The organism is Lysinibacillus sp. Y5S-8, from assembly GCF_036894365.1.
In the GTDB taxonomy this organism is placed as follows: domain Bacteria; phylum Bacillota; class Bacilli; order Bacillales_A; family Planococcaceae; genus Lysinibacillus; species Lysinibacillus fusiformis_D.
Genome location: NZ_CP145889.1, coordinates 4021279 through 4036060 on the forward strand (window position 1 = coordinate 4021279; position 14782 = coordinate 4036060).

The following is a 14782-nucleotide window of genomic DNA, read 5'->3' on the forward strand; positions in this document are numbered from 1 at the left end:
TCTTATTATATAGGAAAATTATACGTAAATATATTCATTAGTTGTTAGACATCTATATATATTTAACTACAGGCAACCCAGAACCCATTATACGGTTGTACTAAAAAACTATTTTTAACTATTTTTACCGAAAGCCTTATTAATCTACACAAATAGTTATAAAATAATAATTATGATTGAATAAAATTCTCAATGAGATAGTAAAGGGATGGGGAAATGAAAGGCATTTTACAGTTTAAAACACTTAAAGCTCGAATTTTAAGTGCATTTATTTTTTTGTTAGTTTTAGTAGTGAGCTTTACAACCTATACTTACAATTCCAATACAAATATGGAGAGACAGGCAAAAGATTTAGTAAAGGAAGATCTAGTTGTTTTAAATGCCAGTAAAAATTTAGCATTATCTATGAGTGTGCGACTGTCAGCTGCTTTAAACTATGTAATGACTGGTGATGAAAAATATAAGGAAACGTTTAATGAATATCGTCAAATGGCTGAGGAAAACAATGCTATTCTAGACGAATATGAAACATCAGATGAACGTACTCTGCTAGTAGAAATAGCACGTGATTGGAGTAATCTTGTTAACACTGAGGTGTTTGATATCTACGAAAAGGGCAATAAAGAATTAGCTTTAGAAAATTTAATGGATACACATGCCCTCGTGACAAAAGTACGCAATGGTTATGAGGAACTTGCGGATGAACGTGCCGATGCGATTACGTCCGTTGGTAATGATGTTGTTTCAACAAGCTCTCAAAATCGAACAATCGGGATTGCTTTCAGTTTAATTTTAACTATAGCTGGTATTCTAATTGCTATTATCACTGCTAGTACCATTTCCAGACCGGTTAAAGTTGTAGCGAATCGTATGAAGGAATTAGCAGATGGTAATTTGCAACTGGAGCCATTAGCAGTTAAAACACGAGATGAAATCGGCACGTTAATGCTTGCTGCTAATGAAATGAACAATAAATTAAAACAAACGATTCATTCCATCTACACCGTTTCAGAAACAGTGGCCGCAAGTAGTGAAGAGCTTGCTCAATCATCGAATGAAGTACAAGCAGGTACAGAGCAAATTACAGTAACCATGCAAGAGCTTGCTTCAGGTACAGAAACACAAGCGTCCACAACGGGTGATTTAGCAGAAACAATGACAGCCTTTAAACGCAGTATTCACGACACGACACAAGAAGGCGTTGAATTAAAAGAACATTCTAGCCATGTCCAAAATTTAACGGTTTCTGGTAAAGGCTTAATGGTTCAATCAACTAAACAAATGGCTGCGATTAATGATATTATGCTAGATTCCGTGAAAAAGGTTGAAAGTTTGAATGAACAGTCCGCCGAAATTTCCAAGCTTGTGTCAGTTATAGACGAGATTTCAAATCAAACAAATTTACTCGCACTCAATGCAGCGATTGAAGCAGCACGAGCAGGTGAACACGGAAAAGGCTTTGCCGTTGTCGCAGATGAAGTTCGCAAGCTCGCTGAACAAGTACAATTCTCTGTCACGGATATTTCAACAATCGTCCATCGTATTCAAGGTGAGACAGGCAATGTCACTTCTGCCCTACAATCAGGCTATGAAGAAGTTAAAAGAGGAACCGCACAGCTCGATCAAACAAACGAAACATTTGATCAAATATCAAATGCAGTAGAGGATATGATCGAGAATATTACGACCATTTCTACTAATTTACATCATCTTGCTCAAAATTCGGAAACCATTAATGTCTCTATAGATGACATGGCTTCTATTTCACAGGAATCCGCCGCCGGTGTTGAACAAACAACAGCAACTGTAGAGGAAACCGCCGCTACAATGGATGAAATCGCTAGAAGTGCAAATCAACTCGCAGGAATGGCTGAAGAACTAAACACCCAACTACAGCAATTTAAAATTTAACGAACTACACAACAAAAGCTATCTCAAATTTTTCTAATTCGAGATAGCTTTTTCGATTATTGCCAATGATTGATCGGAACTCTTTCCAATTCATGACGTTTGATAATTACGCTTATCTTTTGAAACCATTTCTCACAAAGCTCCATAGCTTCCTTGTAGTCCTCTTCCTCTTTTGAAATTGGCTCTTCACCATTATCCATAAACATATATTCTTGAATTGGCTCTGATAAATGATCCACCACTAATTTTAAAGAAAGCTGTGAAATTGTATCTTCCTCCACCTCCACTTCCTCTATTTCATCCGCTTCCCCAAGTAAAGACCCACTCATAAGGTGATTCTTTGTTCTAATCATAAACTCTTCGTCTTCCATGATGGCCACTTCATATATTTTGTTAAATGGAATCTCTATTATTGTCAACTCTTCATCTAGCGATTCTCTTCGTGCAAAAATAAGCGTATTTGTCTGTTCATTTAACAATAAAGCATTTAAAGCATCATTGGATAATGTACATTGGGTATGAGGAATAGCCATTATCTCTTCTTCACTAGCTTCCGTCATTTGTACCAAAGTTTGTGCAGCAATATAACGTTCTTTTATATAACGAATACTACCTATACTGACTAAAGCAAGTCCTATTAAAAAAAATAATGGCTTAATGATGGCTAATTCAATTGCATTTGCTAGAAAAAGATAGACAATTCCTAATAAAATGAAGAAAATATTTTTCATTCAGACCCCGCCTTTATCAAGATAATTGCTAGAAAAAATAGGTTGATGTACTAGCAATTTTATTCTCGACTCTAGCTTTTCATTCTAATAAAAAACACGAATCCATTGAAATTCAATGAACCCGTGCTCTCCATAGTTTAATTTTTCTTTACTGCTTGCACCAAGGACATGCTGTGATGGTGGTACAAGTAAGCTCACCACGACAATTGTGATACCTGTTATAAATTGACTTGAAAGCTTCCCCTAGCATTCCCGGAATCCAGCTAATCCCAATAACAATAATACCAGCAATAATCATACTGCGTATTTTATACTATCGAATGCATCTTTTATTATTGTTTATTTACTTGAAAATACATCATTGTGAAGTTTTCATTCACCATGTCATTTATTGAACCCTTCCATTTCGGTATAAAATACTTTTGTCATATCAACATAAAAAAATAGCTACAACCTTAATTAGCGTTGTAGCTGCCTATTTCATTCCACTTACCCCTAAGTGTTTGATTGCATTATACGTTTTGTGTGACAAGTAAAACGGATGGTATAAACGATAGTGCAAACATAGCGATATACCATAATGAAGTACGACGTAATGAAAAACGAACTTTTTTTCGTTCTGCATAAAAAATATCTAGCATAACTGCAACAATAAAAGGCATTGTAACGCATGCAATAGCTACTAATAAGATGTCAAAATAAATCATACAAGCACCCCTTTGTTTGTGAACATTTTTCATCTTTTTTGTGAACATTTTGTGATAAATTTATTGTACACAATTTCGTCACAAAATGTCAACGAATTTTAAAGAAAAAAATGGTACTTTATGATTTAAAACATCTGTCTGTTACCCTCTATATTTATATGTTAAGCCCCTTAAAAAATTACGTACGAACGAATCACCGCACTCTTTATAATTACGGTGACTTGGATTTCTTAAAATGGCACCTAATTCACCTTTTGTCACCTTAATTCCACCATCATATAAAATTTCAAGCATCTCCTCAGTTGTTAAGGATAAGGCAATTTTCACTTTCTTTAATAGCATATTGTTCGGACTTTCTTTTCCAGACACAGGTAGTGGTCCCTCAGCCTGTCCTTCCTTTGGCTTCTGTGGCCCACGTTTAAAGGTAATGAGTCCATTTAAAAAAGCTTCCAACATTTTATTATTACAACTAATGTATGTTTCTGGTGCTTCTTCCTCATCATTAATCTTAATGAGCATATTTAATACTTCTTCTTTCGTATAATTCATACCACCTAGCTTAAAAATTTCCACCATATCTACATTTTTTATATCGAATGCATAGCGTAAACGAATTAAAATATCATTATTCGTCATTCTGTTGTTCCTCCTTTAATCAATCTTCTATAGTAAAGAGCCAGGCTTAATTATAACAGAGAGTTTGCTGATTATTGCTGGCTTTCCACAAGTTGTTGTTATTAGCATTTAGCGTGTGCGTTTCCTTCTTTTTAAATGTATGAAAAGTTGGTAAGCAACCATTCTAAGCTCAAGGAGGTGAGAACAATGGCTAACAATAACCGTAGTTCAAATAAGCTTCTAGTACCTGGCGTACACGAAGCTGTCAATCAAATGAAATATGAAATTGCACAAGAATTTGGCGTTCAGCTTGGGCCAGAAGCATCTTCTCGCGCAAATGGTTCCGTTGGAGGAGAAATTACAAAACGCCTTGTTGAAATCGCTGAGAAACGTTCAAAAGGTTTATTATAATTAAATAAAACTAATAAGAAAAGAACGAATCCCATTTGAAGAAGTGGAATTCGTTCTTTCATGATGTATAGGATTAAGCCGTTTGCAAATCCTTGCCTGTTCCCTGAAGTGTCAGCATGACGATAAAGGAAATGCAATACAATGCTGCTAAGTAAATCATAACGACTGTCATATCGTAACTTTGTAAAATATAGCCGACAAAGATTGGTGAAAATCCTCCTATTGCTCGACCAAAGTTAAAAATAGTATTTGTTGCTGTACTGCGAATTTGGACTGGATAGAAGCTACTAATTAATGCACCATACCCTGCGAACATTCCGTTAGAGAAAAATCCTACAACAGCACCGCCTAATAATATGGCTACTGCACCTGTTGCAAAGGAATAAAGGAATACTGCACAGGCTGAGGCTAATAAAAAGATACCGAATGTACGCTTTGCACCAAAACGATCCATAAATCTACCAAATGTCAGCATGCCAATAATCATGCCGACAGCGGTACTAATTGTCCACAAAGCTGAGCTGGAAACTGATAATCCTTGCGATTTTTGTAGCATAGATGGTAGCCAAATCATGAGGCCATTATAGCCTGCGATTTGAACAGTAGCCATTAAAATCAGCGAAAGAGTCGTCATCGTGATTCGTGGTGAAGCAAATAACTGGGCCAGTTTCCCTTTCTCTTGCTTGTTGTTTTGTTTATTCTGTGACGCCACCCATTCTGGTGATTCATCAAGATTTTTACGTACGATAAAGGCAAAAATAACTGGTAATAAACCGACGAAGAATAAAGCTCTCCATCCTAAAGTTGGTAAAATGATGGCACTTAATAATGCCGCTAAGATCACCCCATACTGTGCCCCTACACTTACATACGAAGAAGCTCTTCCTTGTTTATTCTTCGGCCAAGCCTCCGCCACAAGTGCCATACCAATACCATATTCCCCACCAGCTCCTAAGCCAGCGATAAATCTATAAACATAAACTTGCTCAATACTTGTTGCTACGCCTGTTAAGGCCGTTCCGATGGCAAATAATATGATGGTATACGTAAACACTTTTACACGACCATATTTGTCGGCCAACACACCAAAAATAATACCACCCATCAGCATTCCAATATTCGTGATGGATGAAATCAATCCACCGGTTGCAAGGTCAATATTAAATTCTGCAATAATCATTGTCATGGCAAAGGAAATAAACATAATGTCCATTCCTTCTAGCGTTAACCCAGCCACTGAAGCGACCACGGTTTTTTTACGATAATCCATTCCTTCTAACCTCCAGTTTTCTAGTTGTCTATCTCTTTTAGTGTTCGAGTGAATGGATTATAGCCGTATTGTCCACTCTCTTTTGAAGCCTCACGGGACTTCCTTTAAAAGAGGAATTTGAACAAAAATAAAGCCCTTCTGTCAAAGAGGACAAAAGGGCATGCCAAAGCAAAGATATTAGCTTAAAAATATCATGTAGCCCTTTTCAGCCTCTCTGGACCGTATTAAAGGAAATTTTATTTCGTTCATTTATACCGTTCTACATTCTATAAGATTACGAATGAAAAAGCAATGGTTGAATAGTGGAAATTAGCCTGATACTTCAATAAAGTTTTGGGCAAATTGATAAATCAAATGAGCAGGTACAGCTAAGTTCAGATTCTGACCATCATCAAAGCCTGCTGTTATCAAACCGACCAATCGTCCATGCATATCCAATAAGGCACCACCAGAACTGCCGTTGGAAATAGCAGCCGTAAATTGAATCATAGACATTTTTCGAAGATCTCGGAAGCCTGAAACAATCCCATCAGAAACCGAATTAAATAATCCTAAGGGACTGCCAATCGCCACAATTTTTTGCCCGCGAACTAATTGGCTCTCTATTTTAACAGGCAAAGGTAGACTTGTTCTGTCCACCTTCAAAATAGCCAAATCATGCATGTCATGATATTTCACAAATTGATGGGTAATATACTCGTTTGGATCATTTTCATATAGCACTGAATAATAGTTCCCACCACCAACAACATGCAAGTTTGTCAAAATATAGCCATCGCGATGGAGAACAACTCCAGAACCAAAACATAACACCTTACCATCTGCACCAAATGTCTTTATCATCACAACAGACGTCGCTAAAGAAGCCAACTGTTCATAACTACACTCTTCTGTAGTAATCATGCTAGTACTAAGGGTTGGGAGAATCGTCGGTTGTTGTGATGGTATGCTTTTCATCGAGAGTATTTTAGGGATTATGAATTCTTTTTCATAGCAATTACGACAACTCTGCAAAGTAGATGATGCTGCTATGATAGGATACAAATTAGTGATATCCCCTTTAGGGTTCATATAGCATATATCGCAGCCAAGTGTCGATAAAAAATATAAGAATAATGATTCATGCTGCGTAATGTCTCCTATAAAAACAATTTTAAAGGATGCTTGATTTTCCTTAGAAAAAATTTGTGGTAAATAATAATCCATCCAATATAAAAATTTAACTGCAAAGTTTTTTAGTAACGTGTCATTAGCATGCGGCTGATGTTCTTTAAAAAGATGGAGAATTTTTTTAAAGCTAAGCTTTTTTGTCCATTCAAGTTGATCATTCGGTAATTTACCGCATAAAGATGTCTCATACAGTAACTGCATACTATCAGCAGCAGCCTGCCAATCTCTCCAAAGCTCCGACAGTCTATCTGCATCTTTCTTATTATTGATGACCTCAAGCCTATGTAGTCGTAAATAAAATACGCTTTGCTTTGCGAAATACTCATCCATTTTTAAAATATTTTCTTTATAAAGATCGACAGAATCAGGTATACCAATATAACGTAGAAAGACCACTTCCTTCGTAAGTGCATTATTGTGAGGATTGATCTGCATAAACTCCTGAAAAGGATTAGCTAACTTTTTATACTTAATTTTTAACGGTCTCGTTGTCACAACCATCTTCATACAACTCCTATAAAACGTCATTACATATAATGGTACTTATATACAATTCTCTGATTTCTCTCTAAATCCTCTATTCCTTACGAACAAAAAAGCCCAACTCTATAAAGAATTGGACGTTTTCTTCACCTTTCTCAAATAAAAATCGACAGAAATACTTATCAGAAATATGACTAATGGTAGGGCTTGTATAAAAACAAGAACCCTGCCACCAGCATCTGTAGCTAGAGCACCAATAGCTCATGCAAATGGCAAAACAGACTTGAAAAAGAAATCATATAAGAAAATGAAAAGGAATTAGCATTGAAAGACCTCGCTCAAATGATCGAAAATTTGAGGACTCATTGGACATTCGTTACGAGCTATCTGGAGACAACATAAAAATAGAGAAATCCGAATTCGGATTTCTCATTAATTGAAGCTAGTTATATCCCAGCCTCTCAAATGGTTTGCTTACTTAAATACTTGCGCTGCGGCAACAGCCTTTTTCCAGCCTGCATAAATATTGTCACGATGCTCGTCACCCATATTTGGTGTAAATTGACGATCTAAATTCCAATACTTACCGATCTCCTCTGTTGAATGCCAATAGCCAACTGCTAAGCCTGCTAAATAGGCAGCACCTAAAGCTGTTGTTTCATTGATAACTGGGCGATCAACAGGGACATTTAATAGATCTGCTTGGAATTGCATTAAGAAATTATTTGCTACAGCTCCGCCATCTACACGCAATTTTGCTAACGGAATATTAGCATCTGCTTCCATCGCTGCTAATACATCCTTTGTTTGATAAGCTAATGATTCTAGTGTCGCACGTACAAAATGTTCCTTCGATGTCCCACGTGTTAAGCCAAAGACAGCTCCTCGCACATCAGAATCCCAATACGGTGTGCCTAAACCAACAAATGCTGGGACAACATAAACTCCATCTGTTGACTCCACACGCGTTGCATATTGCTCTGATTCACTCGCATTACGGAACATACGCAAACCATCACGTAGCCATTGAATCGCTGAACCTGCTACAAAAATACTGCCCTCTAAAGCATACGTTACTTTCCCATCTAGACCCCAGGCTAATGTTGTCAATAAGCCATTATTTGATTTCACTGCCTTTTCGCCTGTGTTCATTAACATAAAGCAGCCTGTGCCATATGTGTTCTTGACCATTCCTTCTTCAAAACATGCCTGACCGAATAATGCTGCTTGTTGGTCACCAGCAGCACCCGCAATTGGGACAGCAGAGCCAAAGAATAAAGCCTCCTCTGTATAGCCATAAATTTCAGAAGAAGGACGTACTTCTGGCAGCATAGAGGCAGGAACAGTTAAAATTTCTAAAAGTTCTTCATCCCACTTTAACTCGTGGATATTATACATCAATGTACGAGAAGCATTTGAATAATCTGTTACATGTACTTTCCCACCCGATAACTTCCAAATTAGCCATGTATCAATTGTACCGAATAGCAACTCTCCTGCCTCAGCTTTTTCACGTGCTCCCTCAACATGATCTAAAATCCACTTCACTTTTGTACCAGAGAAGTAAGCATCGATTAACAAGCCTGTTTTATCACGGAATAAATCATTGTAACCGCTTTCCTTTAGTTGCTCACAAATATTATTCGTTTGACGTGATTGCCAAACAATTGCGTTATAAACAGGTTTGCCAGTATGTTTATCCCACACTACAGTTGTTTCGCGTTGGTTTGTAATCCCAATCCCTGCAATTTGGCTTGAATCCACACCTTTTTCTGATAACACGGTTGCAATACAAGATAGGATAGATGACCAAATTTCCTCTGCATGATGCTCTACCCAGCCTGCTTGTGGAAAATGTTGTTGGAATTCTTGTTGGGCAGTGTGTACAATTTTACCCTTTTCATCAAATAGAATAGCTCTTGAACTTGTTGTGCCTTGGTCTAACGCTAAAATATATTTTTTTTCTGACATAGAAATCCCTCCAAATAAATTAGTCTTCAACTTGAACATTCTTGACAGTTAATTGTGCCCCTATGAAAATAGTAACAACAATCACTGCAACAATCCAAAATGCTATACTATTTTTCCCTTCAAATATTTGTTGGAAAAACAAAGCACCAAATGTACCACCAATAATTGGACCTACAACTGGTATCCATGCATATCCCCAACCAGAATTACCTTTTCCTGAAATCGGCAAGATAAAATGGGCAATACGTGGACCTAAATCGCGAGCAGGGTTAATCGCATAGCCTGTTGGGCCACCTAAAGCCATCCCAATCACAATAATTAACAGACCAACTAAAAATGGATTTAAACCATCTGTAATCGTATTTGTACCTAACGCTAAAATGCCTAATACTAAAATAAATGTTCCTATCATTTCAGATAGTAGATTTGATAAAGGATGTTTAATAGCTGGCATTGTGGAAAATGGCGCTAATTTTGTATCTGCATCTGCTGTTGCCTGCCAATGTGGTAAATACATAAAGTAAACAAGCGTTGCTCCTAAAAATGCACCAATCATTTGTGCTGCAATATACGCTGGTACATCTCCCCATGGGAAATTGCCAATCGTGGCAAGAGCAATGGTTAGTGCAGGATTTAGGTGAGCACCGCTGATTCCTCCTACTGCATAGGCTGCCATTGCAACAGCAAGCCCCCATGCAAAGGTAATAACGATCCATCCACCACCAAAGCCTTTCGATTTGTTTAGCACAGTACCAGCTACAACGCCGCCACCAAATAAAATAAGAATCATTGTGCCGACCAGCTCAGCTGTAAACGTAGACATAGTGAAGTCCTCCTTTGTGATAATAGCCCATAGAAAACAAAAAGGAACCCACATCTAATCAAACTACATTAAAACATGTAGATGAACAAATGTGGGTTCCTTTTCCTAACCACGCGCTTATGAACTTAAGTTCATTTTAGAGAAAAAAACATACAGAGTCAACTATTTATTGAAATTTTCCCATAATTTCTTATTAGATGTTGTAACGGCGATAGCGCCTCCCGTTAACGCTTCTTCAATATTGTCCACTGTACGCACTAAGCCACCTGTAATAACAGGGATTTGTGTCCGCTCATAGATTTCTTGAATCATAGACGGAATAATGCCTGGTAATAGCTCAATATAATCAGGCTGTGCTGTTTCAATCATCGAATAACTTTTTTCAAGAGCAATCGTATCAATCAAAAACACACGTTGAATAGCCATAATTCCACGAGCTTTGGCTTTCATTAGCATATTGGAACGAGTTGAAATAATACCAGCGGGACGAACATCATTACATAAAAAGTCCGCTGCAAAATTATCCGTTTTTAAACCATGAATTAAATCAGCATGAATAATTAATTTCTTTCCATGCCGATGTGCCTCACGCTTTAAAGACATCAATAAGCTAATATGCACCTCCAATAGGACAATATAAGTGAATGGACTTGCTATTATTTCGTCAAACTGCTTAACAGTACGCGCTGCAGGAATTACCTGTTGATTATCAAAATGCATACCATTCTCTCCTTCCCTTATAATACAGGGTGAATACTCACCTTATATTATGAGAGTAACTACCTCATTATAGCGCAGTTGTCGCTCGTTTTATTTCTTTCTTAACATCTTCTTCATATTGTGTACGTTGCTGTGCTGTCCAGTTGAGTTGCTTAGCCATTTCATCTAAAATAGCCTCTTTATATTGTTTAACAATGGCCATTTGGAAGAACATATATCCTGTACGGCGAACCATAAAGTCATTCGGATGAACGACCATTTCATGATGAATACCATACATTAATTGTGCATACAGCCATGATGGTAAAACTGGATGTCCTTCCTTAACATAGTTAAAGACAATATCTACATTGCTACCATAATGCTGTGTTAAAAATTTAGCCTCTTCTTCGGATAAGCCTAATTTTTTGCCTAATCTTGTATGGTCATGTAAGAAGGCATATAATTTCTTTGAACCGCCAATATCACCACCAGAAATTGGTATTTTCTTTGTTGTACATGGAGAAGATTGAATGCCAAATTGTTGCTCTAGTTCCTGTGCAATCGTATTTAATACCGTTTCAGCCATTTTACGGTAGCCTGTTAATTTCCCACCTGCAATTGTTACAAGTCCTGATGGTGATACCCACACTTCATCCTTACGAGAAATTTCAGACGGATTTTTTCCGTCCTCATGAATCAACGGACGCACACCTGCCCAGCTTGATTCAATATCCGCATCTGTCACCTTTACATTTGGGAACATATAACGAATCGCGTTCATTATATAATCGCGATCCTCTTGATAAATATCCATATTACGAGCATCGCCCTCATAAAATGTATCTGTTGTTCCTACATAGGTCTTACCTTGACGAGGAATGGCAAATACCATGCGACCATCAGGTGTATCAAAATAAACAGCTTGTTTTAATGGGAATTTTGATTCATCAAAAACAATATGCACACCTTTTGATAAAATTAAATGCTTACCTGCCTGCTTCCCTTCAATTGTGCGCACATCATCCACCCATGGACCAGCAGCATTAACCACTGCCTTTGCACGAATATCGATTGTACGGTCTGTTATTAAATCCTTTGCTACAATGCCATTGATTTTTCGCTGTTCATTATATAAGAAGTTTTCGGCTTTCATATAATTAATTAATGTTGCACCTTTTTCAATCGCTGCCTTCGCTACCTCAATCGTTAAACGAGCATCATCCGTACGGTATTCCACATACATACCACCGCCAAGTAATCCCTTTGTTTTCACTAATGGCTCCTTCTCAACGGTTTCAACTGCATTTAACATATAACGACGCTCAGCACGTCTGACGCCTGCTAAAAAATCATAGACACGCAAGCCAAGATTTGTAGAGTATTTTCCAAATGTCCCGCCCTTATGAAAAGGTAACAGCATCCAAACAGGTGTTGTCACATGTGGACCATTTTCATAAACAATGGCACGTTCTTTTCCTAACTCTGCTACCTCTTTTATTTCAAATTGCTTTAAATAGCGTAAACCGCCATGTACTAATTTTGTCGAACGGCTAGAGGTACCTGCTGCAAAATCCTGCATTTCCACTAATGCTACAGAAAGACCGCGAGCAATAGCATCTAGTGCAATACCACATCCTGTAATGCCCCCACCAATTACTAATAAATCATACTCCCTGCCTTGTAGTTCCTCCATTGTTTGTTGTCGTTGTATCGCAGAAGCTGTACTCATACTTTATTTCCTCCCTCATCATTTTAAAGATAAAAAAAGACCATCAAAAGCATATGTACACTAGGTACATACGTTTTCAATGGTCTCTCAGTTACTCAAACCTGCTATTAACTTACTTTTTATTGTAATATGCACATTCGAAAAAGGCAAGTTTATGTTTTAGCAGTATACTGTTATGTGAAGAAATATGCGCTACGAAAGTAGCTACACATGCCTAAACAAAAACGTTTTTTAGCAAAAGATGATAGCCTCTACTGTTCATTTGAAACTTAATAAACATTTGATCGTAAATATATTAAAAAATTGTAACGGTTAAAAAGGATTGAGAATTTATGAAGGATTGGTGGCAAAGAAGAAAAGGCAAGAAGTACCACAGCGGTTATACATTTTTAGATTTCATTTTTGATGTACTCGTTTGGATACCTGAACTCATTCTCTTGCCTTTTAGAGTCCTTTTCTGGTTACTTAGAGGCATAGGGAGATTGATTGGTGATGTATTTGATTTTGTCTAAAAAATGCTGTTTGCTTATAAAGGTTTAAATAAATAGGAAGATTCATTTGTAGCCTTTATACCAGAAAAAAAGCAAGAGTAAGGAGTGGATATTGCTTACTCTTGCTTTTTATTAATTATGCTCCATTCTTACCAGCTTACAGGTCACTCAATATTATTTGCTTCAAAGTTATCTAGCAATACACGCACTTCATCTGTTGATTTCGTGTTCATCAATTGGCTTCTTAATTCACCAGCTCCACGGAATCCTTTGACATAAATTTTGAAAAAGCGATGAAGCCCTGTGATGGAACGTGGTAGTACTTCCGCATATTGATCTTGCAGATCGAGCTGCAGTCTTAAAAGATCAAGATACTCTTTACTGCTATGCTCTTTTGGCTCTTTTTCAAAAGCAAACGGATTTTTAAAAATACCTCGCCCAATCATCACGCCATCAATACCATATTGTTCAGCTAGCTGTAGTCCCGTTTGACGGTCAGGAATATCTCCATTGATTGTTAGTAGCGTATTTGGTGCAATACGGTCACGTAACTTTTTGATTTCCGGAATAAGCTCCCAATGCGCATCTACTAAGCTCATTTCCTTTCTTGTTCGTAGATGAATCGAAAGGTTCGCTATATCTTGTTGTAAAATATGTGTTAGCCACTCCTCCCACTCATTTATCTCCTTATAGCCAAGACGGGTTTTCACACTGACAGGCAATCCACCCGCTTTTGCTGCTTGAATCAATTCTGCCGCGACATCTGGACGGAGAATAAGGCCACTCCCTTTTCCTCTTGATGCCACATTCGGTACAGGGCAACCCATATTAATATCAATGCCTTTAAAACCGAGCTCTGCCATACCAATACTCATTTGACGGAAATAGTCGGGATTATCCCCCCAAATATGTGCCACCATTGGCTGCTCATCTTCTGTAAAAGTCAAACGGCCACGTACACTTTTCTGTCCCTCTGGATGACAATAGCTATCCGAATTTGTAAACTCTGTAAAAAACACATCCGGCCGACCCGCTTCATTTACTACATGTCGAAAAACAACATCTGTCACATCTTCCATTGGTGCCAGCACAAAAAATGGTCGTGGTAAATCACGCCAAAAATTATCTATCATGTTAAACCCAAATCCTCTCACTATGAATAAAACTCTATACTCTCAGGTAAAAATTATAAAGTCAAATGTTATATTTATATCGTTGCTTAATACCTTATTATCAAATACATGTATCATTTGTGGAAAACTATTATGAAAATCGACACTACTTATTTTAACGAAAATCAGTTCAAAATGATATTTTAAAAAACAAAAAGCAACTAGTATATATTTTTGGGACTGTCCCCCAGTATAGAAGATAGGGATCAAGAAGGCATTTTATTTACCGACAAATTGTTTAAATAGATGTGTTTCTCCATTTTTATACAAACCCATCCATGTTTCCACCTATTTAAAACCTGTCTCATTAGTATACCTGCTAGTCGCCTATCAATGGCTTTCACTTTTATTTCATACGGATAACTCACTCTTATACTCATCGAAAAAGCACCTCCTAATTGAAGTTTAGGTAGCTAAACCCGAATTCAATCGAAGATGCTTTTTTATTTATCTATCTGTTGGGGGCTGTTCCTGTCATATCAATGTTTTTTCTATTAAATCAACTCCGACCATGCGATCGCTTCACATTCTAAATCTTTTCGGATTTTTTAGAGCCTATCAAACATTCTATTCTATGATTAAACTGTAGGCAGATA

At 37.3% G+C, this 14782-nt stretch carries 13 protein-coding genes; 3 read left to right on the plus strand and 10 right to left on the minus strand.

Going from position 1 to position 14782, the window contains the following annotated elements; translation table 11 throughout:
- Positions 1-216 precede the first annotated feature (216 nt).
- Positions 217-1911: a methyl-accepting chemotaxis protein gene (locus tag V6670_RS19720; RefSeq protein ID WP_141905451.1), complete on the plus strand. Its 1695-nt coding sequence runs from the start codon at positions 217-219 to the stop codon at positions 1909-1911.
- Between the two features lie 56 nt (positions 1912-1967).
- Here V6670_RS19720 and V6670_RS19725 read toward each other — a convergent pair whose 3' ends face one another.
- The 3 genes from V6670_RS19725 to V6670_RS19735 all read right to left on the minus strand — a co-directional run bounded on the left by V6670_RS19725 (position 1968) and on the right by V6670_RS19735 (position 3985).
- On the minus strand, positions 1968-2642 hold the full coding sequence (locus V6670_RS19725; RefSeq protein WP_036123410.1) for a hypothetical protein: 675 nt from the start codon (positions 2640-2642) through the stop codon (positions 1968-1970).
- 512 nt (positions 2643-3154) lie between these two features.
- Positions 3155-3349 carry a hypothetical protein gene (locus V6670_RS19730; protein WP_036123412.1) on the minus strand — a complete coding sequence of 65 codons (195 nt, stop codon included), beginning with the start codon at positions 3347-3349 and terminating at the stop codon, positions 3155-3157.
- 141 nt (positions 3350-3490) lie between these two features.
- Positions 3491-3985 (minus strand): DUF1456 family protein, encoded by a 495-nt coding sequence (locus V6670_RS19735; protein WP_036123415.1) that lies wholly within the window; start codon positions 3983-3985, stop codon positions 3491-3493.
- 186 nt (positions 3986-4171) lie between these two features.
- Between V6670_RS19735 and V6670_RS19740 the strand changes: the two genes are divergently transcribed.
- Positions 4172-4375, plus strand: coding sequence for an alpha/beta-type small acid-soluble spore protein (locus tag V6670_RS19740; protein WP_004225662.1), 204 nt, complete (start codon positions 4172-4174; stop codon positions 4373-4375).
- Positions 4376-4448: 73 nt separating this feature from the next.
- Here the strand turns inward: V6670_RS19740 and V6670_RS19745 are convergent, their stop codons facing one another.
- The 6 genes from V6670_RS19745 to V6670_RS19770 form a co-directional block, all read right to left on the minus strand.
- Complete coding sequence (locus V6670_RS19745) at positions 4449-5645, minus strand: MFS transporter (RefSeq protein WP_338651911.1); 1197 nt, start codon at positions 5643-5645, stop codon at positions 4449-4451.
- 309 nt (positions 5646-5954) lie between these two features.
- On the minus strand, positions 5955-7316 hold the full coding sequence (locus V6670_RS19750; protein ID WP_338651912.1) for a trypsin-like peptidase domain-containing protein: 1362 nt from the start codon (positions 7314-7316) through the stop codon (positions 5955-5957).
- Positions 7317-7772: 456 nt separating this feature from the next.
- Entirely contained in the window at positions 7773-9269 is a 1497-nt protein-coding gene (gene glpK / locus V6670_RS19755; RefSeq protein ID WP_338651913.1) for a glycerol kinase GlpK, read from the minus strand.
- 19 nt (positions 9270-9288) lie between these two features.
- Positions 9289-10092 (minus strand): MIP/aquaporin family protein, encoded by an 804-nt coding sequence (locus V6670_RS19760; protein ID WP_141905456.1) that lies wholly within the window; start codon positions 10090-10092, stop codon positions 9289-9291.
- 162 nt (positions 10093-10254) lie between these two features.
- A complete protein-coding gene (locus V6670_RS19765; protein ID WP_036123424.1) occupies positions 10255-10812 on the minus strand; it encodes a glycerol-3-phosphate responsive antiterminator in 558 nt (185 codons plus the stop codon).
- Positions 10813-10879: 67 nt separating this feature from the next.
- Entirely contained in the window at positions 10880-12523 is a 1644-nt protein-coding gene (locus V6670_RS19770) for a glycerol-3-phosphate dehydrogenase/oxidase (protein ID WP_141905457.1), read from the minus strand.
- A 332-nt stretch (positions 12524-12855) separates the two neighbouring features.
- Between V6670_RS19770 and V6670_RS19775 the strand changes: the two genes are divergently transcribed.
- The gene (locus V6670_RS19775; RefSeq protein ID WP_036123441.1) at positions 12856-13035 is read left to right on the plus strand and encodes a hypothetical protein; all 180 of its coding nucleotides are present in this window, start codon (positions 12856-12858) and stop codon (positions 13033-13035) included.
- 143 nt (positions 13036-13178) lie between these two features.
- Here the strand turns inward: V6670_RS19775 and V6670_RS19780 are convergent, their stop codons facing one another.
- Positions 13179-14147, minus strand: coding sequence for a tRNA-dihydrouridine synthase (locus V6670_RS19780; RefSeq protein ID WP_338651914.1), 969 nt, complete (start codon positions 14145-14147; stop codon positions 13179-13181).
- Positions 14148-14782: the final 635 nt, after the last annotated feature.